22 protein-coding genes are annotated in these 24,851 nt (G+C 60.9%); 4 read left to right on the top strand and 18 right to left on the bottom strand.

Going from position 1 to position 24,851, the window contains the following annotated elements; translation table 11 throughout:
* Positions 1-3 precede the first annotated feature (3 nt).
* Positions 4-306 (top strand): ArsR/SmtB family transcription factor, encoded by a 303-nt coding sequence (locus ACOQOT_RS07160; protein WP_420561649.1) that lies wholly within the window; start codon positions 4-6, stop codon positions 304-306.
* 13 nt (positions 307-319) lie between these two features.
* On the opposite strand, the gene hflX is transcribed toward ACOQOT_RS07160, so the two are convergent.
* From hflX to dusB, 10 genes are all read right to left on the bottom strand, one after another.
* Entirely contained in the window at positions 320-1,744 is a 1,425-nt protein-coding gene (gene hflX / locus ACOQOT_RS07155) for a GTPase HflX (RefSeq protein ID WP_420561648.1), read from the bottom strand.
* Between the two features lie 26 nt (positions 1,745-1,770).
* The gene (hfq, locus tag ACOQOT_RS07150) at positions 1,771-2,010 is read right to left on the bottom strand and encodes an RNA chaperone Hfq (RefSeq protein ID WP_420561647.1); all 240 of its coding nucleotides are present in this window, start codon (positions 2,008-2,010) and stop codon (positions 1,771-1,773) included.
* A gap of 177 nt (positions 2,011-2,187) precedes the next feature.
* A complete protein-coding gene (locus tag ACOQOT_RS07145; RefSeq protein ID WP_420561646.1) occupies positions 2,188-3,042 on the bottom strand; it encodes a D-amino-acid transaminase in 855 nt (284 codons plus the stop codon).
* A 15-nt stretch (positions 3,043-3,057) separates the two neighbouring features.
* A complete protein-coding gene (locus ACOQOT_RS07140) occupies positions 3,058-4,512 on the bottom strand; it encodes a TrkH family potassium uptake protein (protein ID WP_420561645.1) in 1,455 nt (484 codons plus the stop codon).
* Positions 4,513-4,518: 6 nt separating this feature from the next.
* On the bottom strand, positions 4,519-5,895 hold the full coding sequence (gene trkA / locus ACOQOT_RS07135; RefSeq protein ID WP_420561644.1) for a Trk system potassium transporter TrkA: 1,377 nt from the start codon (positions 5,893-5,895) through the stop codon (positions 4,519-4,521).
* Between the two features lie 30 nt (positions 5,896-5,925).
* Positions 5,926-7,320, bottom strand: coding sequence for a sigma-54-dependent transcriptional regulator (locus tag ACOQOT_RS07130; RefSeq protein WP_420561643.1), 1,395 nt, complete (start codon positions 7,318-7,320; stop codon positions 5,926-5,928).
* Entirely contained in the window at positions 7,310-9,655 is a 2,346-nt protein-coding gene (locus tag ACOQOT_RS07125) for an ATP-binding protein (RefSeq protein ID WP_420561642.1), read from the bottom strand. The genes ACOQOT_RS07130 and ACOQOT_RS07125 overlap by 11 nt, the downstream gene beginning before the upstream one ends.
* A gap of 206 nt (positions 9,656-9,861) precedes the next feature.
* Positions 9,862-11,304 (bottom strand): nitrogen regulation protein NR(I), encoded by a 1,443-nt coding sequence (gene ntrC / locus ACOQOT_RS07120; RefSeq protein ID WP_420561641.1) that lies wholly within the window; start codon positions 11,302-11,304, stop codon positions 9,862-9,864.
* A 9-nt stretch (positions 11,305-11,313) separates the two neighbouring features.
* Entirely contained in the window at positions 11,314-12,486 is a 1,173-nt protein-coding gene (locus ACOQOT_RS07115; protein WP_420561640.1) for a two-component system sensor histidine kinase NtrB, read from the bottom strand.
* Complete coding sequence (gene dusB / locus ACOQOT_RS07110) at positions 12,483-13,484, bottom strand: tRNA dihydrouridine synthase DusB (RefSeq protein ID WP_420561639.1); 1,002 nt, start codon at positions 13,482-13,484, stop codon at positions 12,483-12,485. Before dusB ends, ACOQOT_RS07115 begins: the two co-directional genes overlap by 4 nt.
* 161 nt (positions 13,485-13,645) lie before the next feature.
* Between dusB and ACOQOT_RS07105 the strand changes: the two genes are divergently transcribed.
* From ACOQOT_RS07105 to ACOQOT_RS07095, 3 genes are read left to right on the top strand one after another with little or no spacing between them, the layout of a single operon-like run.
* Positions 13,646-14,815, top strand: a complete 1,170-nt coding sequence (locus ACOQOT_RS07105; RefSeq protein ID WP_420561638.1) for a bifunctional 2-C-methyl-D-erythritol 4-phosphate cytidylyltransferase/2-C-methyl-D-erythritol 2,4-cyclodiphosphate synthase — start codon at positions 13,646-13,648, stop codon at positions 14,813-14,815.
* Positions 14,812-15,273, top strand: a complete 462-nt coding sequence (locus ACOQOT_RS07100) for a phosphatidylglycerophosphatase A (RefSeq protein ID WP_420561637.1) — start codon at positions 14,812-14,814, stop codon at positions 15,271-15,273. Before ACOQOT_RS07105 ends, ACOQOT_RS07100 begins: the two co-directional genes overlap by 4 nt.
* Positions 15,274-15,284: 11 nt before the next feature.
* On the top strand, positions 15,285-15,785 hold the full coding sequence (locus ACOQOT_RS07095) for a CinA family protein (protein WP_420561636.1): 501 nt from the start codon (positions 15,285-15,287) through the stop codon (positions 15,783-15,785).
* A gap of 9 nt (positions 15,786-15,794) precedes the next feature.
* Here ACOQOT_RS07095 and ACOQOT_RS07090 read toward each other — a convergent pair whose 3' ends face one another.
* The 8 genes from ACOQOT_RS07090 to pdhA all read right to left on the bottom strand — a co-directional run bounded on the left by ACOQOT_RS07090 (position 15,795) and on the right by pdhA (position 24,819).
* Positions 15,795-16,250: a type II toxin-antitoxin system RatA family toxin gene (locus ACOQOT_RS07090; protein ID WP_420561635.1), complete on the bottom strand. Its 456-nt coding sequence runs from the start codon at positions 16,248-16,250 to the stop codon at positions 15,795-15,797.
* A gap of 5 nt (positions 16,251-16,255) precedes the next feature.
* A complete protein-coding gene (gene lipA, locus ACOQOT_RS07085) occupies positions 16,256-17,218 on the bottom strand; it encodes a lipoyl synthase (protein ID WP_420561634.1) in 963 nt (320 codons plus the stop codon).
* An 87-nt stretch (positions 17,219-17,305) separates the two neighbouring features.
* Positions 17,306-18,823, bottom strand: a complete 1,518-nt coding sequence (locus tag ACOQOT_RS07080; protein WP_420561633.1) for a sulfatase — start codon at positions 18,821-18,823, stop codon at positions 17,306-17,308.
* The gene (locus ACOQOT_RS07075) at positions 18,820-19,560 is read right to left on the bottom strand and encodes a TerC family protein (RefSeq protein WP_420561632.1); all 741 of its coding nucleotides are present in this window, start codon (positions 19,558-19,560) and stop codon (positions 18,820-18,822) included. The genes ACOQOT_RS07080 and ACOQOT_RS07075 overlap by 4 nt, the downstream gene beginning before the upstream one ends.
* A 10-nt stretch (positions 19,561-19,570) precedes the next feature.
* Complete coding sequence (lpdA, locus tag ACOQOT_RS07070; protein WP_420561631.1) at positions 19,571-20,968, bottom strand: dihydrolipoyl dehydrogenase; 1,398 nt, start codon at positions 20,966-20,968, stop codon at positions 19,571-19,573.
* A gap of 7 nt (positions 20,969-20,975) precedes the next feature.
* Positions 20,976-22,280, bottom strand: coding sequence for a pyruvate dehydrogenase complex dihydrolipoamide acetyltransferase (locus ACOQOT_RS07065; protein ID WP_420561630.1), 1,305 nt, complete (start codon positions 22,278-22,280; stop codon positions 20,976-20,978).
* 10 nt (positions 22,281-22,290) lie between these two features.
* The gene (locus tag ACOQOT_RS07060; RefSeq protein ID WP_420561629.1) at positions 22,291-23,691 is read right to left on the bottom strand and encodes a pyruvate dehydrogenase complex E1 component subunit beta; all 1,401 of its coding nucleotides are present in this window, start codon (positions 23,689-23,691) and stop codon (positions 22,291-22,293) included.
* Positions 23,692-24,819, bottom strand: a complete 1,128-nt coding sequence (gene pdhA, locus ACOQOT_RS07055) for a pyruvate dehydrogenase (acetyl-transferring) E1 component subunit alpha (RefSeq protein WP_420561628.1) — start codon at positions 24,817-24,819, stop codon at positions 23,692-23,694. It abuts the gene before it with no gap.
* Positions 24,820-24,851: the final 32 nt, after the last annotated feature.

Here is a 24,851-nt window from a genome sequence, read left to right as displayed (position 1 = left end):
AAGATGATGAAAGTATCTACACCCGAGGCGGCTTGCGCCGATATCCTGAAACTCGTGGCCGACCCGACGCGGCTTTACATTTTGCGGCTTCTCGCCGCCGGTCCGAAGGTGGTGAAGGAGATCAATGCAGGCCTTGCCATCGGCCAGAATCTCCTCTCCCATCACCTTAAAACCTTGAAAGAGAGCGGCTTTCTTTTGAGCGAACGGCGCGGCAAATCCATCGCCTACAGCCTTGCGCCCGGCATCTATGACAAGAGGCGCGATGCACTGGAACTGGGCTGCTGCAAACTGACCTTCGCCCGCTAGGCACGCAGAAACCTCAGCCTTCTTCCGCTTCGCGCTCGGGTATGCCGGTCAGTACCCGCGCTGCGGTGGCGGCAAAACGTTTGCGGAACCGGCCAAGCGTCACGTCATCAAGCTTGAGCACGAGATGGTTCGTGCCGTCCTCATCCATTTCCTGCCCCGACACAACGCCCTGCTGGTGCAACCAGGCCAAGGCCTCGGCCTCCTCCGGCCCCAGCGCCGCCTCAACCACCAGCGCCTGTTCTGCCAGGAGCGCATCGAGGTCGGCCAGCAGGTGGTCCACCCCCTCTCCCGTCAGCGCGGAAATCAGCGTCACTTCCTTTTGCCGGTCCGTCTGATTGAGCAGCGCCGCACGCCGTTCCGGTTCCATCAGATCGGCTTTATTCAGCACTTCGATAATGGGGCGCTCGCCGTCCTGCTCGATGCCGAGGGTTTTGAGCACATCGAGCACATCGGCCCGCTGAGCGTCCGTTTCCTCATGGGAGATATCGCGCACATGCAGAATGATTTCCGCTTCCAGCACTTCTTCCAGTGTCGCACGGAAAGCGGCAACGAGATGAGTCGGCAGGTCGGAGATGAAGCCCACCGTGTCCGATAGCACGACCTTGCGCCCGCTTGGCAAGTCGACAAGCCGCATGGTCGGGTCAAGCGTGGCAAAGAGCAGGTCTTTGGCAAAGACGCTCGCCTTGGTCAGCCGGTTGAAGAGCGTGGATTTGCCTGCGTTGGTATAGCCCACCAGCGCGATGACGGGATAAGGCGCCTCCCGGCGGCCCTTGCGGTGCAACTCGCGCGTACGCTTGACCTTGTCGAGCTGCTTTTCCAGCCGGTTGATCTTATCCTGAATGGCGCGCCTGTCCGCCTCGATCTGGGTTTCACCCGGCCCGCCGAGAAAGCCGGTGCCGCCGCGCTGGCGCTCAAGGTGGGTCCAGGAGCGCACAAGCCGGCTTTTCTGATAGGTTAGATGGGCAAGCTCTACCTGCAAGGCACCTTCACGGGTGGCGGCGCGGGCCCCGAAAATTTCAAGGATGAGGCCGGTGCGGTCCAGCACCTTCACCTTCCAGGCTTTTTCCAGATTGCGCTGCTGGCCGGGCGTCAGCGTGCCGTCCACCACCACAAGCTCGACATGCAGCGCGGACATAAGCTCGCCCAGTTCTTCGAGCTTGCCGGTACCGATCAAGGTCGCAGGGCGCGCCTGCGTAATCATCACGACTTCCCGGCCCACGATGTCCAGATCGATAGCCGCAGCCAGTCCGACCGCTTCTTCCAGCCGGTTTTCCGGCTTACGGCGCGCATCTTTCTGCGCCTTGAACCAGGGGACGATGACGAACGCGCGGGTCGGCTCTTTCGGGCCGATCTGGAATTCTGCCGGGCCGCGCGCCTTTTCCTGTGCGCCGACGGCCGCCTTCTTACCGGAAGACGGAAGTTTACGATGGTCTGTCAATCTTAAGCCGGCCTCACACCGGAAACTTACTCGCCCTCTTCCCCGTCGAACAATTGAACGGGCTGGCCGGGCATAATGGTGGAAATTGCGTGCTTGTAGACCAATTGCGAGTGACCGTCGCGGCGCAACAGAACGCAGAAATTGTCGAACCAGGTAATCACGCCCTGTAGCTTGACGCCGTTTACCAGAAAGACGGTCAGGTTGATCTTATTTTTACGGACATTGTTGAGAAACGTGTCCTGCAGATTTTGTGTTTTGTCTGACATGGGTTGACCCATTTTTTCCGCTCTTCCCCCCAACGCCACAATGAGAGAGAACGGTTGTTCAAATTGATAGGCGAACTCTTGCACGGTCTGCCTAATAGGTGGGGCGTCGTTTTTGCCAGGCAAGAGCTTCGCCCGCCTTGTATCGCTCTTTCACCTTAGTGGTTCATGCGGGCGAAGTTAAGGCGAGAATTCGGCCACTGCCTCGTAAAGCTCACGCAGTTTTCGTGCCACCGGGCCGGGAATGCCCTGCCCGATCTTTTTGCCATCGACTTCGACGACCGGCAAGAGGACTGCCGATGAAGAAGATATGAACGCCTCAGCCGCCTCATAGGTTTCTTCCGGTGTAAAAGGCCTTTCCTCGACCTTCATATCCGCCTGTTTTGCCGCCTGCAGCAGGACCTGGCGGGTCACCCCGTTCAAAATGGCGGGGCCTGCCGGATGGGTTACAAGGGTGTTTGCCCTAGTCACGATCCAGGCATTGGTGGATGAGCCTTCTGTGACGACACCGTCCTCGACCTGCCAGGCTTCATAAGCCCCGGCAGCGCGTGCCTCCTGTTTTGCAAGAATATTGGGCAGGAGCGCGATGGATTTTATATCACGCCGCTGCCAGCGCCGGTCCGGCACGCAAATGACTTTGATGCCGCTCTCCATCGCCGCGTCGAAACGGCCGGGCGGGATGCGCTTCGCGGTCACCACCAATGCGCTTCGTGCGTGTGCTGGAAAGGCGTGGTCGCGCGGGGCGACGCCGCGGGTGATCTGAAAATAGACATAGCCGTCGGTCAGCCGGTTGCGGCGCACGGTCTCGCGCAGGACCGCCTTCAGTGCCTCCATGGACATGGGCGGGGTAATGTCCAGCTCGCCGAGCGAGCGCTCGAGGCGGGCCATATGCAGCCCCATATCCATGAAAAGCCCGCCGCGCAGTCCCGCCACTTCATAAACGCCGTCGGCGAACTGGTAGCCGCGGTCTTCAATATGAACGCTGGCTCTGGCATGCGGCACATAGCGTCCATTGACATAAGCGGTGCGGGGCATGGTGTCCTTCTAAAATCAGCCGCGCCAGAATGCGCGGTTCGTCAACGCCAGCACGAGCACGAGCTCAAGCCGGCCTGCCAGCATGATAATGATGCCCCACCATTTGGCGAGAGTGGAAAAGTCATGAATGCTCGGCCCGTCCATGCCCGCCAGCCGGGCCATATCGTAGGCCGGGCCGACATTGGCAAGCAGTGAAAGCGCGGCGGCAAAGGCCGGCTCCATATCGATGCCCATGGCGGCGAAGACAATGCCGCCGAACCCCAGCGCCGTGACGAAAACCACGAAAAAGGCCCAGACGCTTTTCATGAGCTGAATGCCGAAGGTCCTATCGCCGAACCGGCTTTGGATGATGCCGTGCGGATAAACGAGGCGCTGCAACTCTTTGCCGCTCTGCTTGACGAGAAGCCCGGCACGCAGCAGCTTGAGCCCGCCTGCGGTGGAAAGCGTGCTCCCCCCGATCACCGCCAGGCCGAGAAGCAGCACCGGCGAGGTGCGCTCGATCCAGGCCGCTTCATGGGGAAGCCAGCCGGTGGTGGAGACGAGTGAGATGACGGCGAAAAGCGTCGAGAAGATATCCCCGTGCCCCGGCGCGGCGATGAGCGTCACGAACCAGATGACGAGGCTTGCCGCGAGCACCAGGTTGAAGAAATAGAGTACCTCCGGGTCTTCCCGCACGGCGCGCAGGCCCGTGCGCACCACCTGGCGGTGGGTGGCAAAGCTGATTGCGCCAAGGCACATGAGCACCATTAACCAGAATTTCGGCGCAATCCCCTCATAAGCCGAAAGCCCCGCATCGGTGGGTACAAAGCCGCCGGTCGAAACGGCGGACAGGGTCAGACAGATCGCATCGAAGGCGGGAACCCCGCTTGCCCAGACAACCAGCAGCCCGACCAGGGTGAGTGTCGTATAAATCCGCCCGATTTCGGTTGCCGTCGAGCGCAGGCGCTGCAAGGGATTGGTCGTCTCCCCCCGCGTCAGGGGGGAGAGGCGCAGCGACATGCCGCCAATGCCGAACGAGGCAAAAACCGCCGCACCGAGAAATACACTCCCCCAGCCGCCCAGCCATTGCAGAAGGGCGCGCCAGAGAATAAGCGCGCGGGATTTATCATCCAGCGTCTCGAACACCGTGGCGCCCGTCGTCGTGATGCCGGAAACGGATTCGAACACCGCGCCGGTAAAACTCGCATCCGGATGGATGGTGAAAAACGGCAAGGCCCCGAAGAAGGACATCACGGTCCATCCCGCCGCCACGAAAGGCAGAAGATCGCGCTTCGTCAGGGACGCGCCCGTATCGCGGAACGCCATGATGAGCGCCCCGCCTGAAAAGAGCGTGAAGAGAAAACTAAGACTGAACGCGGAGAAGGCTTTGGCATCCGCCGTGCCGAAGGCGAAAATGAGCGGCACGACCATGGCGACGGCGATCACGAGGATCAGCCAGCCCAGCGCATGCAGGATGTTGGAATAAACCATTGCGCGTCAGAAGAATTCCAGGCTGACCCGGAACATCTGCTCCACAGTCGGAACCTGATCCGCACGGGCAAAAATAATCACGCGGTCTTTCGCCGCCACCTCCGTATCCCCGCGCGGAATGACGATTTCCTTACCGCGCACGATGGCGCCGATGAGAATACCGTCGGGCAGTTGCACGTCACGCAGGGGCTTACCGACCAGCGGCGAGGTTTCCAGCGCCTCGGCCTCGATCACTTCGGCCGCCCCGTCATGCACCGAATGCAGCCCGCGGATACGGCCCCGGCGCACATGCTGCAGCACATGCGAGACCGTGGTGGCGCGCGGATTGAGGAAGGCGTCGATACCGAGCGAGCGCATCAGAGGCGAATAGGTGCGGTTGTTGATGAGGCTCATTGCCCGGCTGCAGCCTTCCCGCTTCGCCAGTACGCAGGTCAGAATATTGGCCTGATCGTCATTGGTGAGCGTGACGATGGTTTCGGTATCGCCAATGCCCGCCTCCCGCAGCAATTGCGGATCGAGCCCGTCACCATTCAGCACGATCGTGCGTTTCAAATGGTCGGCGGCATAGACGGCGCGCTGGCGGTCCCGCTCGACCACTTTGACGCGTACGCCGGATTCTTTTTTCTCCAATTGACGGGCCACATAAAGACCGATATTGCCGCCGCCGACGATCAGCACCTTGCGGGCCTGTTTTTCCTCATGACCGAAAATGGCAAGCGAGCGTTTGACGTCGCGGGCATCGGAGGCAAGATAAACTTCGTCCCCCACCAGCATCTGATCGTCCCGGTGCGGCACGAAAAGCGAGCCGTTGCGCACGATACCAACGACACGCGCACGCAGGTCAGGGAAAAGCTCGGTCAGCTGTTTGAGGGGTGTGTTGACGATGGGGCAATCGTCTTCGATGTTGATGCCTACGACATTGACGCGCCCTTCGGCAAAATCCACTGTCTCGAAAGCGCCGGGCATGGCCAGACGGCGCAGCACCGTGCGCCCGACTTCCAGCTCCGGCGAAATGATCACGTCGATGGGCATGTGATCGCGCGCGAAAAGATCCTGCCAGACCGGCTGCAAATAGCTTTGCGCACGGATACGGGCGATCTTGGTCGGCACGTTAAAAACGGAATGCGCCACCTGGCAGGCAACCATGTTCACTTCGTCATGGAACGTCACGGCGATGAGCATATCGGCATCGCGCGCGCCTGCCCGGTCCAGCACATCCGGATGCGCGCCGTGGCCCACAATGGCGCGCACATCCAGGCTGTCACTGATCGACTGAACGAGATTGGGCGACTGGTCGACGACAGTGACGTCGTTTTTTTCAGCAGCAAGCTGCTTGGCAATGCCGAAGCCGACTTGGCCTGCACCGCAAATAATGACTTTCATAAGAAAGACCTCATACGCCGGAGCGCAACCTTATTGTGTCATGTCCATGCGTGTCGGCGCTGAAACGCCAAGCGACTTGAGCTTCCTGTGCAGCGCCGAGCGCTCCATACCAATAAATGCCGCCGTACGCGAGATGTTTCCGCCGAACCGGCTGATCTGCGCCATCAGATATTCCCGCTCGAATGTTTCCCGCGCCTCGCGCAGCGACATGGCCATGATGTGTTCGCCGCCCGACCCGTTCATATTCACTGAAGAGGAATTGCTCACCTCCGACGGCAGCATATCCGCGGAAATGAGCGTATCCGGCCCGCCGGATGTGAGGATCATCACCCGTTCGATATTGTTGCGCAGCTGGCGCACATTTCCCGGCCAATCATGGGCCTGAAGCGCGGCCATGGCATCGTCCGAGATACGCCGGCGCGGCAGGCCCGTGGAGCGGGCAATCTGCTCGATGAAATGGTTCACGAGAGAGGGAATGTCGTCCCGGCGCTGGGCGATCGGCGGAATGGTGATCGGCACCACATTCAGCCGGTGGAAAAGGTCTTCGCGGAAATGCCCATCGGCAATCTCTTTGCGCAGATCCTTGCTCGAGGAGGAGACGACGCGCACATCGACGCTGACCTTCGCCGCGCCGCCGACGCGGGTGAATGTCTGATCCACCAGCACGCGCAAAATCTTACCCTGAGTCTCAACCGGCATATCGGCCACTTCATCGAGGAAGAGTGTCCCGCCATGAGCCTGCTCGAAAACACCGACCTTGCGCGGGCCGTCGCTGCCCTCTTCCGTGCCGAAAAGCTCTTCTTCGACCCGGTCCGGCGACATGGAAGCGGCATTGATAACGACAAAGGGATTTGCCGCGCGGCGCGACTGGGCGTGCAGCAGCCGGGCAGCCACTTCCTTGCCCGAGCCTGCAGGACCCGTGATCATCACGCGGCTGCCCGTCGGCGCCACTTTCTCGATGGTCTGGCGCACCTGCACCATGGCACTCGAAGCGCCGATCATCTGGCTATCGACGCCTGCCTTGATCTTCAGTTCTTCGTTTTCGCGGCGCAGCCGGAAGGCCTCGATCGCCCGGCGCACGACGAGAATGAGCCGGTCGGCCTTGAACGGCTTTTCGATATAGTCATAGGCGCCGATCTTGATGGCGCTGACCGCCGTTTCGACATTGCCGTGGCCGGAAATGATGATCACCGGCAGGTTCGGGAACCGCTCCTGCAAAAGCTCGAGCAGTTCGAGCCCATCGAGACGGCTGCCCTGCAGCCAAATATCGAGCACAACGAGTGTCGGTACACGCTCTTCGATGGATGCCAGCGCGCTGTCGCTGCACCGGGCCGTGCGTGTGTCATACCCCTCATCGGCCAGAATACCGGAAATGAGTTCCCGGATGTCGGCTTCGTCATCAACTATCAGAATATCAGACGCCATGTGCGGCCTCTTTCTCCTCTGTCGTCAAAACCCGCGCGTCTTCATCTGCTGCGCGGCTCTCCCCAACGTTTGACACCAGACCCGGGCGCTGGCCATGAGATGGCAAAGGAAAGCGCAGCATGACCTGCGCACCCGTCTTGCCGTCCGCACCTTCCGGCGCGTCCTTCATTTCCAAAACCCCGTTATGGTCTTCCATGACCTTTTTGACAATGGCAAGGCCGAGCCCCGTTCCTTTTTCGCGCGTCGTGACATAAGGCTCCGTCAGACGCTGGCGGCTTTCCTTCGGCAAACCGCAACCGTTATCGGTAATCGTGACGACCGCTTCCTGACCGGCAAGTGTGACGCTGGCCGAAATCGTGCCGACTTTTTCTCCCGGTTCCACATCGCTGCGTCCCGTTTCCTGCTCATGGCGCGCACGCACCGCCTCGAATGCGTTCTTCAGAATATTCGTGAGCGCCTGGCTGATAAGCCGGCCATCGGCTTCCACCACCACGGTTTCGGCCGGCGGCTCGAACTCATATTGAATTTCCGTATGCGCGACACGCTGCAGGAACACCGATTGGCGTACCACTTCGCCGAGATCCGTTTCCCGCATAACGGCGGTCGGCATGCGCGCGAACGACGAAAACTCATCCACCATCCGGCCGATGTCGTTCACCTGGCGCACGATGGTTTCCGTGCATTGCTCGAAGACATCGGGGTCGGAGGTGATTTCCTTGGCATATTTGCGGCGCAGCCGCTCGGCAGAAAGCTGGATAGGGGTCAGCGGGTTCTTGATCTCATGGGCGATGCGGCGCGCGACATCCGCCCAGGCGGCGTTGCGCTGCGCCAGCACGAGCTCGGTAATGTCATCGAACGTAATGACATAGCCTTCGATATCATCGCCCGACAGTTCGCCCGCCACACGCACATTGAGCGTGCGGTCCTGACCGCTGACGGAAAGAGAAAGCTGTTCCTGCGCGGATTTCTTTTTCGCGCCGGAGGCCGCCGCCACGACCTGCGCCATGGCGGGCAGAACTTCGACCAGCGGCTTGCCGTAAAATGCCTCGAAAGAGCCGCCGAGAAAGCGCTGAGCGGCCCTGTTGGCGTGATTGATGCGCCCTTCCGCATCAAGCCCGATCACACCGGCGCTCACACCGGCCAGCACCGCTTCGGTAAAGCGGCGGCGCTCATCCATCTCGTGGTTTGCAGAAATAAGATCGTTGCGCTGTTCCTCGATCTGCGAGGTCATGCGGTTGAAGGCGCGCGAAAGCCGGTCGATCTCATCATCATCCCCCGCCTCTTCCACGCGGGTGGAAAGATCGCCGGTGCGCACCCGCTCGGCAGCGCCCATCAGACGGCCCAGGGGTTCGACGATGCGGTTCGCCGCCCAAAGGCCGAGCCAGATGGCAGCGAGCAGCACGACAAGAGCTACGGCGATATAGATCAGGGCGAAGGTCACCTGCACGCCCTTCTGGCGGCCCTGCAGGCTTTTATATTCGCTCACTGCGGCCTGCGTGCGCGTCAAATGGTCGAGGACGCGGGAATCGATAAAACGGGCCGCATAGAGATAGGCGCCGTTGACGCCCGGCAATTCCAAAAGCGCGCGGATCTGGTTGCCGTCGCGCACGGTAAAGAGCACGACCTGCCCTTCTTCTGCCTGCTCGAACTGTTCATCCGTCGGCAGGTTCAAAGAGGGGGCGACGCTTGCGGTGGCGCGGGAGAGAATTTTCCCGTCCCGTGAGATGATATAGGCCGCATTGAGGGCGCGGAGCGCCGCCTGCGTGGCGAGCAGCTTTTGAAAGCGCTGCGGGCTCGTCGAAATCGACGTGGCTTCGCGGCTCAGGTCGTTCGCCATCAAGGTGACTTCGGAGCGCAGCACCTGGCTGTGTTCTTCCAGATAGCTTTCGGCCACTTCCAGCGAATTGCCAATGATTTCCCGCGTGCGCTCGCCGAACCAGATGTCGAGCCCGCGGTTAAGCGTGACCGTGGCGAAGACCGCAACAATAATGGCGGGCATCACAGCAACGACGGAGAACATCGTCACCAGGCGCGCATGGAGCTTCGCCCCGGCAATCCCGCTGCGCCTTGCCAGAATGATCCGCCCGACGCGCCAGAAAATCAACGCGCAGAGGGTCAGAACGACCGCGAGATTGAGAATCAGCAGGATCAGGACCACGCCGTCATCCGGCGTGAAGGGAGTGGCGCCCGTCAGGATCAGATAGGTGAAAGAGCCCAGAAACACCCCGGCAACGACAATGGCGACAGCCAGAATTGCCGAGATATTGCGCCGCTGGATGAAACTGAAAACCCGTCGATCCCAGCGGATACCGGTGAGCCGATCAGTCGCCGACATAGTCTATCTGTCCTGCTCCCAACTCATGCCCCCCGAAACCGGACTGCCAAGCTCTCCTACCCCCCAATGGCAAGTGTGCTCTACCGGTCACGGCTGAGGCCGGATTGGCCATATTCTGACCCTTGGGAAGGTACACATCAACAACAATGTTGCAAGTTTACATCAGAGGCTTTGTGGGGTCTTAACCCACAGGGCGCGGGCCGGCGTCATCCGAGCCCCCGCATGACATGCACGTCGAGCTCGCGGATCTTCTTGCGCAGTGTATTACGGTTAATGCCGAGAAGATGCGCCGCCTTGATCTGGTTCCCCTTGGTTGCGGCAAGAGACAGCGACAAAAGAGGGCGCTCCACATCCCGCAGGATACGCTCGTAAAGACCGGCGGGCGGCAGGTCGCCCCCGAATTTGGCAAATTCCCGCCCGATGATTCGCTCGACCGCCGAACTCAAGGTTTCCTCGCCGAGCTCGATTTCCACGGCCGGCCCGACGGACGGTTCGGCCAGCTCCATTTCGATGACCTGCGAGCCGATGGTTTCTTCCGTATAAAGAGCGGCAAGACGGCGCACCAGATTTTCCAGCTCGCGCACATTGCCCGGCCAGCGGTAGCGCTTGAGATATTCCATGCCTTCGGCGTCGATGGTCTTGTGCGGCAGGCCCTGCGCTTCGCCCTGCTTGAGGAAATGGCGCACGAGATCGGGAATGTCTTCGGCCCGCTCGCGCAGCGGCGGCAGGCGGATCGGCACTACGTTCAGGCGGTAATACAGGTCTTCGCGGAAAAGCCCCTGATTGATGAGCTGGCGCAAATCGCGGTTTGTCGCGGCAACGATCCGCACATCCGTCTTGATCGAGGTGCGCCCGCCCACGGTCGTGTATTCGCCTTCCTGCAGCACGCGCAAAAGCCGGGTCTGCGCCTCCATCGGCATGTCGCCGATCTCATCGAGGAAAAGCGTGCCCCCTTCGGCCTGCTCGAAACGGCCCGCATTGCGCTGGCTGGCGCCGGTGAAAGCGCCTTTCTCATGGCCGAACAGCTCGCTCTCGATCAACTCGCGCGGAATGGCGGCCATGTTGATGGCAACGAAAGGCCCATGGCGCCGCTTGCCGTAATCGTGCAGCGCGCGGGCGACAAGCTCCTTGCCCGTACCGCTTTCCCCGGAAATCATCACCGTCAGATCGGTCTGCATGAGCCGCGCCAGCACGCGGTAGATTTCCTGCATCGCCGCCGAGCGGCCGATCAGCGGCATCTTGTCTTCATCTTCGGATTTGGCGCGCGGGAGCGCGGATTCTTTGGGCTCAGACATCGCCCGGTCGACGACGCGGATCAGCTCGTTGAGATCGAAGGGCTTGGGCAGATATTCATAGGCCCCGCGCTCGGCCGCGGTGATCGCCGTCATCAGCGTGTTCTGCGCGCTCATCACGACGATCGGCAAATCGGGCCGCGCCCGCTTGATGCGCGGGATCATGTCGAAGGCGTTTTCATCCGGCATCACCACATCCGTGACGATAAGATCCCCTTCTCCCTGGCTTGCCCAGCGCCAGAGCGTCGCGGCATTGCTCGTCGCGCGCACATCATAGCCCACACGGCCCAGCGCCTGGCTGAGCACGGTGCGTATCGCGGTATCGTCATCGGCAATGAGAATTGTTCCGCTGGGCATGGGGACCTCTTATCGGTTGAGCTCGAACTGGGGGGCAGGTGCGGCTTTGTCTTCGGGCGCGGGGCCTGAATGCATGGGGAGCAGCACGCGGAAAACCGTGCGGCGCGGGCCGCTGTCGCATTCGATGATCCCGCCATGATCGCCGACGATTTTTGCGACCAGCGCCAGGCCAAGGCCCGTCCCGGAAGACTTCGTCGTCACGAAGGGATCGAAGAGATGCGCCTTGATGTCTTCGGAAACGCCAGGACCATTATCGATGACGCAAATCTCAAGCGGCAGGCCGACGCGCTCCTTCGTGCCGGGAACGGAAATGCGCACGCCGGGCCGGTAAGCGGTCGTCAGAATGATTTCGCCGTCCTGCGCGCCGATCGCCTCGGCTGCGTTTTTCACGAGATTGAGGAAGACCTGCACGAGCTGGTTCCTGTCCCCCAGCACCGGCGGCAGCGAGGGGTCGTACTCCTCAGTGATCTTAAGATTGCGGGCAAAGCCTTTCTCGGCAAGCTGGCGCACATAGCCGAGCACGGCGTGAATGTTCACCGCCTCGCGCGGCACGGGCCGCTCGTCGGAGAAAATCTCCATCCGGTCCACAAGCTGGCGGATGCGGTCCACCTCATCGCAAATCAGCGTGGTGAGCGTGCGCTCGTCCGGTTCCGCCGTCAGCTCCAAAAGCTGAGCCGCGCCGCGAATACCCGACAGCGGGTTCTTGATCTCATGGGCCAGAACCGCCGCCATGCCGACGACGGAGCGCGCCGCGCCGCGATGGGTGAGCTGGCGGTCCATCTTATGCGCCATGGTGCGCTCTTGCAGGATGACGAGCACCTGCCGCTCGCCTTCATCCGTCTCGCTGATCGGCGTGACTTGAATATCGACGGATTTTTCTCCGAAGCGCGGCGAGGCCAGATCGACCCCGTATTCATTGACCGAGGCCGCGTTGTCCATCACCTGATCGATCAGGGTGAGAAGCGGGCTGCCAAAGGGCACGAATTCGGAAAGCGGGCGGCGGGTGAGCACCGCATCGGAAGATTGGAAAAACTGCTGCGCCGCATCGTTCGTGTAGCGGCATTTGCCATCGGCTGCGACGACGAGAACCGGATGAGGCAGCGCGTTCAAAATGCTTTCAGGACCCGCGCCCCCCGCTCCCGGCCATCCCTTGCCGGGTCTTGCCGCCGTTTTCACGTTCATGCAGCCAGCCTTTCCATTTCATTCGCGTAATGCCGCTCCAGCGCCGCGATAACTTTTTCCGGCTCGTTTTCCCGCAGCACCGCGGCCTTGATAGCCCCGCTCTCAGTACCGGCTTTCGCCGCCAGCTCGTCGAGATACCAGGCAAGGTGTTTGCGGGCGATGCGGTTGCCGAGTGCCGTACCGTAAAGGGTGAGCGTGTCTTCATATTGCGTGCGCACCATCTCCCATTGCTCGGCAAGGGAAGGTTCGGCGGGCGCGCCGCCCGTTTCGAGGAATTCGGCAACCTGGGAGAGAAGCCAGGGCCGCCCATTCGCCCCGCGCCCGATCATCACGCCGTCGGCGCCGGAAAGCTCGAGGCAGCGCGCGGCATCCTCAAGGCTCAAAATATCGCCATTGGCGATGAGCGGAATGGAGACCGCCTCTTTCACCGGGCGGATCGCCGCCCAATCAGCATTGCCTTTATAAAACTGGCAGCGGGTGCGCCCATGCACGGTCACAAGCTGCACGCCTGCCGCTTCCGCGCGCCGGGCAAGCTCGGGCGCATTCAGCGAGTTTTCATCCCAGCCAAGACGCATTTTCAGCGTCACCGGCACGCGGACCGCGCCCACCACAGCTTCGATAAGCTGCTGGGCATGATCGAGATCGCGCATCAGAGCGGAACCGGAAAGGCCCGTTGTCACCTGTTTGGAGGGGCAGCCCATATTGATGTCGATAATGTCGGCACCGGCCGCTTCGGCAAGCGCCGCGCCCTTGGCCATCCATTCCGCTTCCCGCCCGGCAAGCTGAATGACGAGCGGGCCCTCCAGCCCCTCGCCCGCCGCGCGGCGCACCACATCGGGCCGCGCCCGCACCAGCTCCTCGCTTGCCACCATTTCGGAGACGACGAGCCCGGCCCCCAGCCGCTCGGCGAGCCGCCGGTAAGGCAAATCGGTGACGCCGGACATGGGCGCGAGGAAGACTGAATTGCGGGCCTCAACGGGGCCGATCTGAATACGCATGGATGGGGCCGCTTTTTTGGGCATATCAATCAACTGCCTATCTATTATGCAATGTACGGGGCTTTTCCCCAGCTGGCAAGGGTTTCTGCGGGCTATAGCCCTTATAGATCCGCCCCTCCAAGCCTCTTGCCAAGTGGGGGCTGCCATGGGAAAGGAATGCCATGACCGCAGCAGCCCTCATCGTGGCCGCCGGCCGGGGCACCCGGGCGGGCGGGCCTCTTCCCAAGCAATATTGCCCCATTGGTGGCAGGCCGCTGCTTTATCACACCTTGGCGCGTTTTGCCGCCCATCCGGCCATTTCACACATCCAAGTTGTGATACATGGCGATGACCGCGCGCTTTATGAAGAAGCGGCAGACGGCTTGCCCGGCCTTTTACCGCCGGTTCCAGGCGGCGCGACCCGGCAGGCCTCGGTCCTCGCCGGGCTGGAAGCGCTGGCGGCGCTCTCCCCCGCCCCGCAGCAGGTGCTTATTCATGACGGGGCGCGCCCCTTCATTAGTGCGGACCTCATCTCCCGCGTACTGGATGCGCTGGAAGACGCGCCCGGCGCCCTGCCCGCCCTTGCCGTTACCGATACGCTGCGCCGGGGCGAAAACGGCTTTTGCGGAGCGACGGTGCCGCGCGAGGGGCTCTGGCGCGCGCAGACCCCGCAAGGCTTTCGCTTTGCCGATATTCTGGCCGCGCACCGCGCAGCAGAAGGCAGCGACATGAGCGACGATGTCGCGCTTGCGAGCGCCGCGGGGCTTAACGTGCGTCTCGTCGACGGTTCGGAGACCAATTTCAAAGTAACGCAGGCGGAAGACTTCGCCCGCGCGGAAACCTATTTGGCGGCACACATGGAAACACGGACGGGTTCCGGTTATGACGTTCACCGCTTTGCGGAGGGCAGTGAGGTCATGCTCTGCGGCATTGCCGTGCCCCATAGCCAGAGCCTTGCCGGTCATTCCGATGCCGATGTCGGCCTGCATGCGGCAACCGACGCGCTTTTGGGCGCGCTGGGCGATGGAGATATCGGCAGCCACTTCCCGCCCAGTGATCCGCAATGGAAGGGCGCGGCCTCTCATCTTTTTCTCTCCCACGCCGCAAAGCTAATGCGGGCACGCGGCGGCGCGCTGCTTCATCTCGATGTGACGCTGATTTGCGAGCGCCCGAAAATCGGCCCGCACCGTGAAGCCATGCGCGCCCGCCTTGCCGAAATTCTGGACGTGCCGCTGCACCGCATCTCCGTCAAGGCAACAACGACGGAAGGGCTCGGTTTTACGGGCCGCCAAGAAGGCATTGCGGCGCAGGCGCTGGCCACCATCCGTCTGCCTGCGGAAGAGTTCTCATGAGGAAGCAAATCGCCTTCCTGCTTGCTACCTGGTTCGGCGCCGGTCTTTCCCCAATCGCGCCGGGCACGATGGGCTCCGTCGCCGCACTGCTATTCGCGCTGCCTGTCTATTGGCTCGGGCTGTCCCCGCTCCTTCTGCTTGGTGCCGCGGCGCTGCTTCTTCCCATCGGTATTTGGGCGAGCGGCATCTATTCAAAAGAAATCGGCGCGGATGATCCCGGCGCCGTCGTCATCGATGAAGTGGCGGGTCAATGGATGGTGCTGGCGCTTGCCCCGCTCACCCCGCTTGGCTGGCTTGCCGCTTTCGCGCTTTTCCGGTTCTTCGACATTTTAAAGCCCTGGCCCGTCAGCTGGGCGGACCGCACCCTTGACGGGGGCACCGGCATCATGATGGATGACATTCTTGCCGGTCTTTACGGCATGGCCGCCATGGCCCTGGCCACTCATTTTCTGTTCTAAGCGAGCACGACATGGTTTTTCTGCCCAAACATATTCATCTGGCCGAACTGGTGCTGGCCGATTGCGGGGAGCGGAAACTCATGCTGGCGACGGCGGAATCCTGCACCGGCGGATTGATCGCCGGCCTCCTGACGGAAATTGCCGGGTCTTCCTCCGTCGTCGAGCGCGGCTTCGTGACTTATTCCAACGATGCCAAGCGCGATCTTCTGGGCGTGCCCGGTGACATGCTGGCCGATTTCGGCGCGGTGAGCGAGCCCGTCGCCCGCGCCATGGCCGAAGGCGCGCTCAACCATTCCAAAGCCGATATCTCCGTCTCCGTCACAGGCATTGCAGGGCCAGGCGGCGGCACACCGATGAAACCCATCGGCCTTGTGCATATTGCCTGCGCGCGGCGGGGGCAGAACATGATGCATGAGATGCACCGCTTCGGAGATATCGGGCGCGGGGAAGTGCGCATGGCAACGCTGGAAGCAGCGCTTCATCTCGTGCGCCGCCAGCTAGGGGCGAACTGAACGGATTATCTAATTCGCCGTTTCGCCGTAGAGCACATAGGCCCGCTCGATAAAGGCCTCCACCATGCGGTCCACGGCCTTGGCGAAGACACCGGCGATCAGTGCTTCGAGCGTGCGGCTCTTGAATTCGAAATCCACCGAGAAATGGACGAAGCAGCCGTTTTCCGCAGGCTCGAAATGCCAATGATTGTCGAGGTGATGGAACGGGCCTTTGACGTAATCGGCATCCACCGTCATCGCCGCCTTGTCCGCCGTCACCCGGCTCGTAAACCGTTCACGGAACATTTTGTACGCGATGAGCAGATCGGCGAGGAGAATTTCCTTGTCCCCTGCGATCTCGCGCGAGCGCACCCGCGCGCCCTGGCACCAGGGCAGAAACTCGGGATACTTGTCCACGGCAGCGACCAGCGCGAACATGTCGCCGGCGGAAAATGGAACGTGACGCGTTTCTTTATGGGATGGCATGGAAATCAGCGCTGTTTGCTGAGCGAGGCTTCCCGCGCTTCGCGCAGGCGGACGAAATCCTCATCCGCATGATAGGAAGAACGCGTCAGCGGACTTGAAGAGACGAGCAGGAAGCCTTTCGTGCGCGCGATCCGCTCATAAGAAGCAAATTCTTCCGGCGTTACGAAGCGGTCGACGGCGGCGTGTTTGCGCGTCGGCTGCAAATACTGGCCGATGGTCAGAAAGTCGATATCCGCCGAGCGCATGTCGTCCATGACCTGCAGAATTTCCTCGCGGCTTTCACCAAGCCCTGCCATGAGCCCCGACTTCGTGAAGATCGTGGGATCGACTTCCTTTACCCGTTGCAAGAGGCGCAGCGAATGGAAATAGCGTGCGCCGGGGCGGATGGACGGATAAAGCCGTGGCACGGTTTCCAGATTGTGATTGAAAACATCCGGCTTTGCCTCGGCCACTTTCTCGATCGCCCCTTCCTTGCGCAGGAAGTCAGGTGTCAGGATTTCGATCGTGGTGCCGGGCGCGCGGGCGCGGATCGCGCCGATCACATCGACGAAATGCTGCGCGCCGCCATCGGCGAGATCGTCCCGGTCGACCGAAGTGATCACCACATGTTTCAGGCCGAGCTTCTCAACCGCGCGGGCGACATTCTCCGGTTCTTCAGGATCGAGCGGTTTCGGCAGGCCCGTCGCCACGTTGCAGAACGCGCAGGCGCGGGTGCAGGCTTCGCCCATGATCATCATGGTGGCGTGTTTCTTCGACCAGCATTCGCCGATATTCGGGCAGCCCGCTTCCTCGCACACGGTTACAAGGCCATGATCGCGGACGATCTTCTTGGTCTCGGTATAGACGGGCGATCCCGGCGCCTTGACGCGGATCCATTTCGGTTTGCGCAGGACAGGTGTATCCGGCCGGTTCACCTTTTCCGGGTGCCGGGGCCGTTCGCCTTTAACCGTGTCGAGTACCGTTACCATTCTGGTCTCCTCGGGAGCCATATCTCAGGGACCTGTCTTAGGGGCGAGGGATAAGCCGCGCCCCTGCTTTTGGCAAGAGCCGCCCGCTTATTGCAGCCCAAGCCGGATAAACTGCTCTTGCGGCGCTTCAATGGACTGAAGAGCCATTCGCAGCTTTTCCGCCATATCACGTTCTTTCGCGCCGCCCGCCAGATTTTCTTTCTCGGCGGGGTCGCTCTTAAGATCATATAGGAAATTTCCTTTGAATTTCGCATAGGCCCAATAAGGAATGTGATCTTGCACCTCCCAGACCTGGCGCAGCACCGGCACCGTGCTGCCGGGCATCCGGCCGAGCACCGCCCGCTCGTCCGGCAGCGGCAGTTCCTGCTCGCGGGTCAGGAAATGCGTCGGCATGGTGGACCAGCGGTTGGACATCATGCAGAGCGGGGCATTCTCTCCTTCCGGCGCACGGGCATATTTGTGGCTACCGTCGATGAGATGCACTTCCCGGCCCCAAACGCCGGTCAGCAGCCAATCGCGCACCTTGTCGCTTGCTCCCTCCAGCAGCGGCAAGAGCGAGCGCCCATGGCTCGGCTGGCGCAGCTTCTCTTCGACACCGAATATCTCCGCAAGCGTAGCAAAGAGATCGACACTCGTCGTCAACGCATCGCAGGCGCCCGCCTCAAGCCCCGCTCCCGCCATCAATAGCGGAATATGGCCGAGCGTCTGATAGATCGGCACGCCCGGCTTGCCCCAGATATCCCGCTCACCAAGATAATGCCCATGGTCGGTGCAGAGGATGAAAAGCGTGTCTTCCCACAGCCCCTGCTCTTCCATTGCCGCCATTACCTTGCCGAGCCAGTGGTCGATCATGGTCAGCTTGCCGCCATAGGACGCGCGCAGCTGCCTGGCCTGACGTTCGTCGATCACCCCTTTGGCGACGCCCCCTTCCACGTAAGGCGGCCAGATCAGATGCGGGCCTTCCCAGTCCGGGTCGTACATGGAGGCGTAAGGTTCGGGCGTATCGAACGGTTCATGCGGGTCGAACTCGTCCACAAAAAGAAAGAAGCGCTCGTGACGGCCTGCGTTTTCTTTCAACCAGCGGGCAGCGGCGGCCATGGTGCGCGGGCCGGGAAAATCCTCTTCGCCGCGGAACCAGCCGCGTGAATTGTCATAGGGCATCGGATGCTTGCGCATGAAGTCCGGCGCGCCGGCCCAGCTGGGATCGCCCACCGTTTTCCATGGGTCGCCTTCATGACCGCGCTGATAGTCCCAGGCGCTGAAATCGACGTGATAATTCTCGCCGCCCGTTTCAAAAAGATGCGGGTGATCGGAAATCAGCTGCGAGGTCACACCGGCCTCCCGCAGCCGGTAGGTAATGGCGTCTTCCCATAACTCGATGGAGCCCCAGGGTTTCCAGAGAAAATCCCAGGTGCCGCAAAGAATATCGTGCCGCGCGGGCATGCAGGGCAGCGAGCCCGTGTAATGATTGGTGAAACGCTGTGCCCGGGCCGCAAGCCGGTCGATATTCGGCGTTTTAAACTCGTCGCCGCCATAACAGCCGAGCATGTGCCGGTTCAAACTATCGAGCAGCACCATCACGACATTTTTGGGTGCGATGCTCATGCCTTATTTCCCGCAGCGGCTAAACGCCGTTTGCGCCGGGCCGCCATCCAAAGATTGAGGCTTTCCACCGTGATGGAGAAGGCAATCGCTGCGTAGATATAACCGCGCGGAATGTGGAAATGCAGGCCGTCCGCCATCAGCGAGACGCCGACGAGCAGCAGGAAGGCGAGCGCCAGCATCTTCACCGTCGGATGCGCCAGCACGAAATCGCCGACCGGCTTTGCCGCAAACAGCATGACCGCCATGGCAATAACGATGGCGAGCACCATGACCTCCAGATGCTCGGCGATACCCACGGCGGTGATAACGCTGTCGAGCGAGAAGACCACGTCGAGCAGCATGATCTGCACGATGGCCGCAACCATGGTCGTGCCGGCTTTCGCTTTCGGGCCTTCATCCGCCCCTTCAAGCATGTGGTGAATTTCCGTCGTGCCTTTGGCGAGGAGAAAGAGCCCGCCGCCGAGAAGCACGATGTCCCGCCAGGAAATGCCAAGATCGAAGACTTCAAACAGCACCGTCGTCAAACTCGCCATCCAGGCGATGGAAAAGAGCAGCGCCAGGCGCATCAGCAGCGCGCCGGCAAGCCCGATCTTTCTGATTTTCTCACGCTGATGTTCCGGCGCGCGGGCGGCGAGGATCGACAGAAAAATCAGATTGTCGATGCCGAGCACCACTTCAAGCACGGTGAGCGTGAGAAGGCTTGCCCAGGCCTGAGGATCGGTAAGAAGATCGAGCATGGAAGTCCCATCAGAAATTGAGCGGCCGGCCGAAAGCGTCCAGCACCGATTCGTGCATATGTTCGCTCAAAGTCGGGTGCGGGAAAATAGCCGCCATCAAATCGGCTTCCGTCGTCTCGAGCTGGCGGGCCACCACATAGCCCTGAATGAGCTCGGTCACTTCCGGGCCGATCATATGGGCGCCCAGAAGCTCCCCGGTTTTTTCATCGAAAACGGTCTTTATGAAGCCGTCCGTCTCGCCCAGCGCAATGGCTTTACCGTTTGCCTGAAAAGGTGCACGCCCGACCTTGACCTTGTAGCCCGCTTCCTTCGCCTTCGCTTCCGTCAGGCCCACGCTTGCCAATTGCGGATGGGAATAGGTGCAGCCCGGCACTTTTGTCACATCGAGAGGGTGCGCGTCCTTCACGCCCGCGATGCGCTCAGCCGCGAGCACGCCTTCATGGCTGGCTTTATGCGCAAGCCAGGGCGCACCGACGAGATCGCCGATGGCATAGATGCCCTTGGCGTCCGTCTCGCACCATTTGTCCACCACCACATGGCCTTTCTCGATCTTGATGCCCATATCCTCGAGGCCGAGATTTTCCACATTGCCGGTGATGCCAACGGCGCTGATGACGCGGTCCACGGTGATTTCTTCCGTGCCCTTCTTTGTCTTCACATGGGCGGTGACATTGTCTTTGCCCTTGTCGAGCTTCTGCACTTGCCCGCCGGTGATGATTTTGATGCCGCGCTTCTTGAACGCGCGTTCGGCCTGTTTAGAAATTTCTTCGTCTTCCACAGGCAGGATGCGGTCCAGCACTTCCACCACCGTCACGTCCGCGCCGAAGCTGCGGTAGAAGCTCGCGAACTCCATGCCGATGGCGCCGGAGCCGATCACCAGCAGCGATTTCGGCATCTCTTTCGGCGTCAAGGCGTGTTTATAGGTCCAGATCAGTTCGCCGTCCGCCTCCATGCCCTTCAGCTCCCGCGCGCGGGCGCCGGTGGCAAGGATAATGTTTTTGGCATTGATCTTTTCGGTTTTACCGTCACGTTCGATCTCGACGGTGCCCTTACCGGCAAGCTTCGCCGTGCCCTCGATGACGGTCACCTTGTTCTTCTTCATTAGAAACTGGATGCCGTTTGAAAGCTTGTCCGCGACCTTGCGGCTGCGCTCGACAATCTTCTTGCCGTCAAAGCCAATCTTTTCCGCCGAAAGGCCGAACTCCTCGGCTTGCTCCATCAACATATAAACTTCGGCGGAGCGGAGCAGCGCCTTCGTCGGAATGCAGCCCCAATTGAGGCAGATGCCGCCGAGCTTATCCCGCTCCACGATCGCCGTTTTGAGGCCGAGCTGGCTCGCCCGCACAGCTGCGATATAACCGCCGGGGCCGGAGCCGATGATCACCACGTCAAAAGATTGCTCTGCCATGACGCCCTCACATCAACATGGTAGCGGGAAATTCCACAAAGCCTTTAAAGGCTTCGAGGAAGCGCGCGCCGAGCGCCCCGTCGATCACGCGGTGATCGCAGGACATGGTGCAGGTCATCATTGTGGCGGCTACAAGTTCATCGCCCTTCACGACCGCACGCTTTTCGCCTGCGCCAACCGCCAGAATGGCCGATTGCGGCGGGTTGATAACGGCGGTGAAATGCTTAATGCCATACATGCCGAGATTGGAAATGGAAAAGCCGCCGCCTTCATATTCCTGCGGCTTCAGTTTCCTGTCCCGCGCGCGGGCAGCAAGATCCTTCGCCTCGTTTGAAATGGCAGCGAGGCCCTTTTCATCCGCCTTATTGATAATGGGCGTGATGAGCCCGCCTTCGATAGCAACAGCAATGCCGACATTGGCGTGCTTGTGCATAAGCAGGCTGTCCCCGGCAAAACTCGCAATCACCTCCGGTACTTTTTTCAGGGCGAGCGCGGCGGCGCGGATGAGGAAGTCGTTCACCGACAGTTTGACGCCCTCGGGTGCGCGCTCGTTCAGCTCCTTGCGTACGCGCAAAAGCTCGTCGATCTCGCAATCGATAGTGAGATAATAATGCGGGATTTTCTGTTTGGATTGCGTGAGGCGCTTTGCAATCGTCTTGCGCATCTTGTCCATCGGCACTTCTTCGTATGTGCCTTTCTCGAAGAAAGCGCGCGGATCGACCGAAGGCGTGAGGTTTGGGCCGCCGGCAGCAGCAGGCGCTTTCGTGCCCGGCTTTGCCTCTTCCACATCTTTTTTGACGATCCGCCCGCGCGGCCCGCTGCCGGAAAGCGCGGCAAGGTCGATGCCTTTATCTTCGGCGATGCGCTTTGCGAGCGGGCTTGCGAAGATGCGTTTACCGTCTGATTTCTCAGGCGCCGCTTCCTCTTTCTTCGCAGCTGGCTTCGCAGCCTGTTTTTCTTCCGGCTTTGCCTCTTTCTTTTCTTTCGGCTCGGACTTCTCCTCTGCCGCCTTTTTCGGCGCGGGCGAGGCGGCTTCCGGATCGAAATCGTCCAGCGCGGATTTGTCTTCGCCCTCTTCCAAGAGCACGGCGATCACTTTGTTGACGGGCACACCTTCCGTGCCTTCGTCCACCAGCAATTGGCCGACCGTGCCTTCATCCACGGCTTCGACTTCCATCGTCGCTTTGTCGGTTTCGATTTCCGCGATCACGTCGCCGGGGCCAACCTTGTCGCCCTCTTTGACGGACCATTTGGCAAGCGTGCCCTCTTCCATCGTGGGAGAGAGCGCCGGCATGGTTACGGGTATCGGCATGGCTCCCTCCTTAAAGGTAGCAGACGGCTTTCACCGCCTTCACCACATCCTTAGCGCTGGGCAGCGCCAGCTTTTCAAGATTGGCGGCATAAGGCAGCGGCACGTCCTTGGCGCTGACGCGGGCAACTGGCGCATCGAGATAATCGAAGGCGCGCTCCATGATCTGCGCGGCGATTTCCGCGCCCATGCCGCAGATTGGCCAGGTCTCTTCCACCGTCACCACCCGGTTCGTCTTTTTCACCGATTGGATGACGGGCTCAAGATCGAGCGGGCGCAGCGTGCGCAGATCGATCAGTTCGGCGGAAATGCCCTGCTCTTCCAGTTCCTTCATCGCTTCCAGGCAATAATCGATGCCGCGGCTGAAAGAGACGAGCGTCACGTCGCTGCCTTCTTTCATGACTTTCGATTTGCCGATGGGCACGACCCAGTCGTCCATTTCCGGCACTTCGAAGGAGCGGCCGTAAAGGATTTCGTTTTCAAGGAAGATCACGGGATTGGGGTCGCGGATCGCCGCTTTCATGAGGCCTTTGGCATCCGCCGCCGAATAAGGCGCGACAACTTTGAGCCCCGGGATATGCGCATACCAGGCCGAATAATCCTGGCTGTGCTGTGCGGCAACGCGCGAGGCAGGCCCGTTCGGCCCGCGGAAAACCATGGGACAACTCATCTGCCCGCCGGACATGTAGCGCGTCTTCGCGGCGGAATTGATGATCTGGTCCATCGCCTGCATGGCAAAATTGAAGGTCATGAATTCGACAATGGGACGCAGCCCGCTCATCGCCGCGCCGATGCCGAGCCCGGCAAAGCCGTGCTCCGTGATCGGTGTATCGACCACGCGTTTGGCGCCGAATTCATCGAGAAGACCTTGCGTGACTTTGTAAGCGCCCTGATATTCGGCCACTTCCTCGCCCATGACGAAGACGCGTTCATCGGCGCGCATTTCCTCGGCCATCGCATCGCGCAGGGCCTCGCGCACCGTGGTTTCCTTCATCTTCGTGCCTTCCGGAACGTCCGGTTCTTTAAGCTCGATTTTTACTTCCGGTTTGCCGCCGTCTTTCTCGTCCTCATCCCCCTCGTCATCACTTTCGGCCTCATCCTGCTTTTTGGCTTTTTTCGGGGCGGGCTTTTCGGCTTTTGTCTCGGCCTTATCGAGATCGCTTTCGTCTTCGCCCTCTTCCAGAAGCAGCGCGATGACATCGTTCACCGGCACGTTCTCCGTGCCTTCCTCGATGAGGATCTTGCCGATCGTGCCTTCATCGACTGCTTCCAGCTCCATCGTCGCCTTGTCGGTTTCGATCTCGGCGATCACATCGCCGGGCGCGACCTTGTCGCCTTTCTTCACCAGCCATTTGGCCAGCGTGCCTTCTTCCATCGTGGGCGAGAGCGCCGGCATGGTTATGTTCTGCGGCATTTAAGCGGCCTCCCCATCGCTGAGCACATCGGTCCAAAGCTCTTTCGCATCGGGCTCCGGGCTTTCCTGGGCAAAATTCGCCGCTTCGGAAATGATGCCGCGCACCTTCTTGTCGATGGCTTTCAGATCGTCCTCGCTTGCATGTTTGCCTTTCAGAAGCCGTGCGCGCACCTGCTCGATCGCGTCATGCTCTTCGCGCATCTTGTTCACTTCTTCCTTGGCGCGGTATTTCGCGGGGTCCGACATGGAATGGCCGCGATAACGGTAAGTCATCATTTCCAGAATGTAAGGGCCCTTGCCGGCGCGGCACCATTCGGCGGCGCGCTCACCAGCTTCTTTCACGGCACGCACATCCATGCCGTCCACCTGCTCGCCGGGAATGTTGAAGCTGATCCCGCGCTTTGAGAGATCCGTCTGCGCGGAGGCGCGCTTTACGGATGTGCCCATCGCGTATTGATTGTTCTCGATGATGTAGATGACCGGCAACTGCCAAAGCTCGGCCATGTTGAAGCTTTCATAAACCTGACCCTGGTTCGCCGCCCCGTCCCCGAAATAGCAAAGGGTGACGCGCCCGTTCTCTTCATAGCGGTTGGCGAAGGCGAGCCCGGTGCCGAGCGGCACCTGCGCGCCGACAATGCCGTGGCCGCCATAGAACTTCTTTTCCACGGAAAACATGTGCATGGAGCCGCCCTTGCCCTTGGAAAAGCCGCCCTCGCGCCCCGTCAGCTCCGCCATGACGCCTTTCGGGTCCATGCCGCAGGCCAGCATATGTCCATGGTCGCGGTAACCGGTGATCACCTGGTCGCCTTCCTCGATGGCCATTTGCATGCCCACCACCACGGCTTCCTGGCCGATATAAAGGTGGCAGAAGCCGCCGATGAGGCCCATGCCGTACATCTGCCCGGCCTTTTCCTCGAACCGGCGAATGAGCAGCATGTCCTCGAAGGCCTTCATCTCCTGTTCGGGGGTGAATTCAGGCACTTCGGGTTTGTCGTTCCGGGAAGCTGCGCCGCCCGCGCGTTTGCGCGCCGGGCTCTTCTTGGCTGCCGTTTTTTTGGCGGCGGTTTTCTTCGAGGCAGATTTCCGGGACGCGCTTTTGGCTTTCGGCGCCGCACGTTTGGCAGACATTGGGGGCCTCCCTTTCAAGGCGTGCTCATGCT

Source organism: Tepidicaulis sp. (assembly GCF_965222285.1).
In the GTDB taxonomy this organism is placed as follows: domain Bacteria; phylum Pseudomonadota; class Alphaproteobacteria; order Parvibaculales; family Parvibaculaceae; genus Tepidicaulis.
This window is presented reverse-complemented; position numbering and strand designations above follow the sequence as displayed.

Excerpts from the sequence above, each read along its gene's own strand:
- ACOQOT_RS07160 (WP_420561649.1), top strand. The coding sequence starts at position 4 with ATGATGAAAGTATCTACACCCGAGGCGGCTTGCGCCGATATCCTGAAA.
- hfq (WP_420561647.1), bottom strand. The coding sequence starts at position 2,010 with ATGTCAGACAAAACACAAAATCTGCAGGACACGTTTCTCAACAATGTC.
- ACOQOT_RS07145 (WP_420561646.1), bottom strand. The coding sequence starts at position 3,042 with ATGCCCCGCACCGCTTATGTCAATGGACGCTATGTGCCGCATGCCAGA.
- ACOQOT_RS07140 (WP_420561645.1), bottom strand. The coding sequence starts at position 4,512 with ATGGTTTATTCCAACATCCTGCATGCGCTGGGCTGGCTGATCCTCGTG.
- trkA (WP_420561644.1), bottom strand. The coding sequence starts at position 5,895 with ATGAAAGTCATTATTTGCGGTGCAGGCCAAGTCGGCTTCGGCATTGCC.
- ACOQOT_RS07130 (WP_420561643.1), bottom strand. The coding sequence starts at position 7,320 with ATGGCGTCTGATATTCTGATAGTTGATGACGAAGCCGACATCCGGGAA.
- ACOQOT_RS07125 (WP_420561642.1), bottom strand. The coding sequence starts at position 9,655 with ATGTCGGCGACTGATCGGCTCACCGGTATCCGCTGGGATCGACGGGTT.
- ntrC (WP_420561641.1), bottom strand. The coding sequence starts at position 11,304 with ATGCCCAGCGGAACAATTCTCATTGCCGATGACGATACCGCGATACGC.
- ACOQOT_RS07115 (WP_420561640.1), bottom strand. The coding sequence starts at position 12,486 with ATGAACGTGAAAACGGCGGCAAGACCCGGCAAGGGATGGCCGGGAGCG.
- dusB (WP_420561639.1), bottom strand. The coding sequence starts at position 13,484 with ATGCGTATTCAGATCGGCCCCGTTGAGGCCCGCAATTCAGTCTTCCTC.
- ACOQOT_RS07105 (WP_420561638.1), top strand. The coding sequence starts at position 13,646 with ATGACCGCAGCAGCCCTCATCGTGGCCGCCGGCCGGGGCACCCGGGCG.
- ACOQOT_RS07100 (WP_420561637.1), top strand. The coding sequence starts at position 14,812 with ATGAGGAAGCAAATCGCCTTCCTGCTTGCTACCTGGTTCGGCGCCGGT.
- ACOQOT_RS07095 (WP_420561636.1), top strand. The coding sequence starts at position 15,285 with ATGGTTTTTCTGCCCAAACATATTCATCTGGCCGAACTGGTGCTGGCC.
- ACOQOT_RS07090 (WP_420561635.1), bottom strand. The coding sequence starts at position 16,250 with ATGCCATCCCATAAAGAAACGCGTCACGTTCCATTTTCCGCCGGCGAC.
- lipA (WP_420561634.1), bottom strand. The coding sequence starts at position 17,218 with ATGGTAACGGTACTCGACACGGTTAAAGGCGAACGGCCCCGGCACCCG.
- ACOQOT_RS07080 (WP_420561633.1), bottom strand. The coding sequence starts at position 18,823 with ATGAGCATCGCACCCAAAAATGTCGTGATGGTGCTGCTCGATAGTTTG.
- ACOQOT_RS07075 (WP_420561632.1), bottom strand. The coding sequence starts at position 19,560 with ATGCTCGATCTTCTTACCGATCCTCAGGCCTGGGCAAGCCTTCTCACG.
- lpdA (WP_420561631.1), bottom strand. The coding sequence starts at position 20,968 with ATGGCAGAGCAATCTTTTGACGTGGTGATCATCGGCTCCGGCCCCGGC.
- ACOQOT_RS07065 (WP_420561630.1), bottom strand. The coding sequence starts at position 22,280 with ATGCCGATACCCGTAACCATGCCGGCGCTCTCTCCCACGATGGAAGAG.
- ACOQOT_RS07060 (WP_420561629.1), bottom strand. The coding sequence starts at position 23,691 with ATGCCGCAGAACATAACCATGCCGGCGCTCTCGCCCACGATGGAAGAA.
- pdhA (WP_420561628.1), bottom strand. The coding sequence starts at position 24,819 with ATGTCTGCCAAACGTGCGGCGCCGAAAGCCAAAAGCGCGTCCCGGAAA.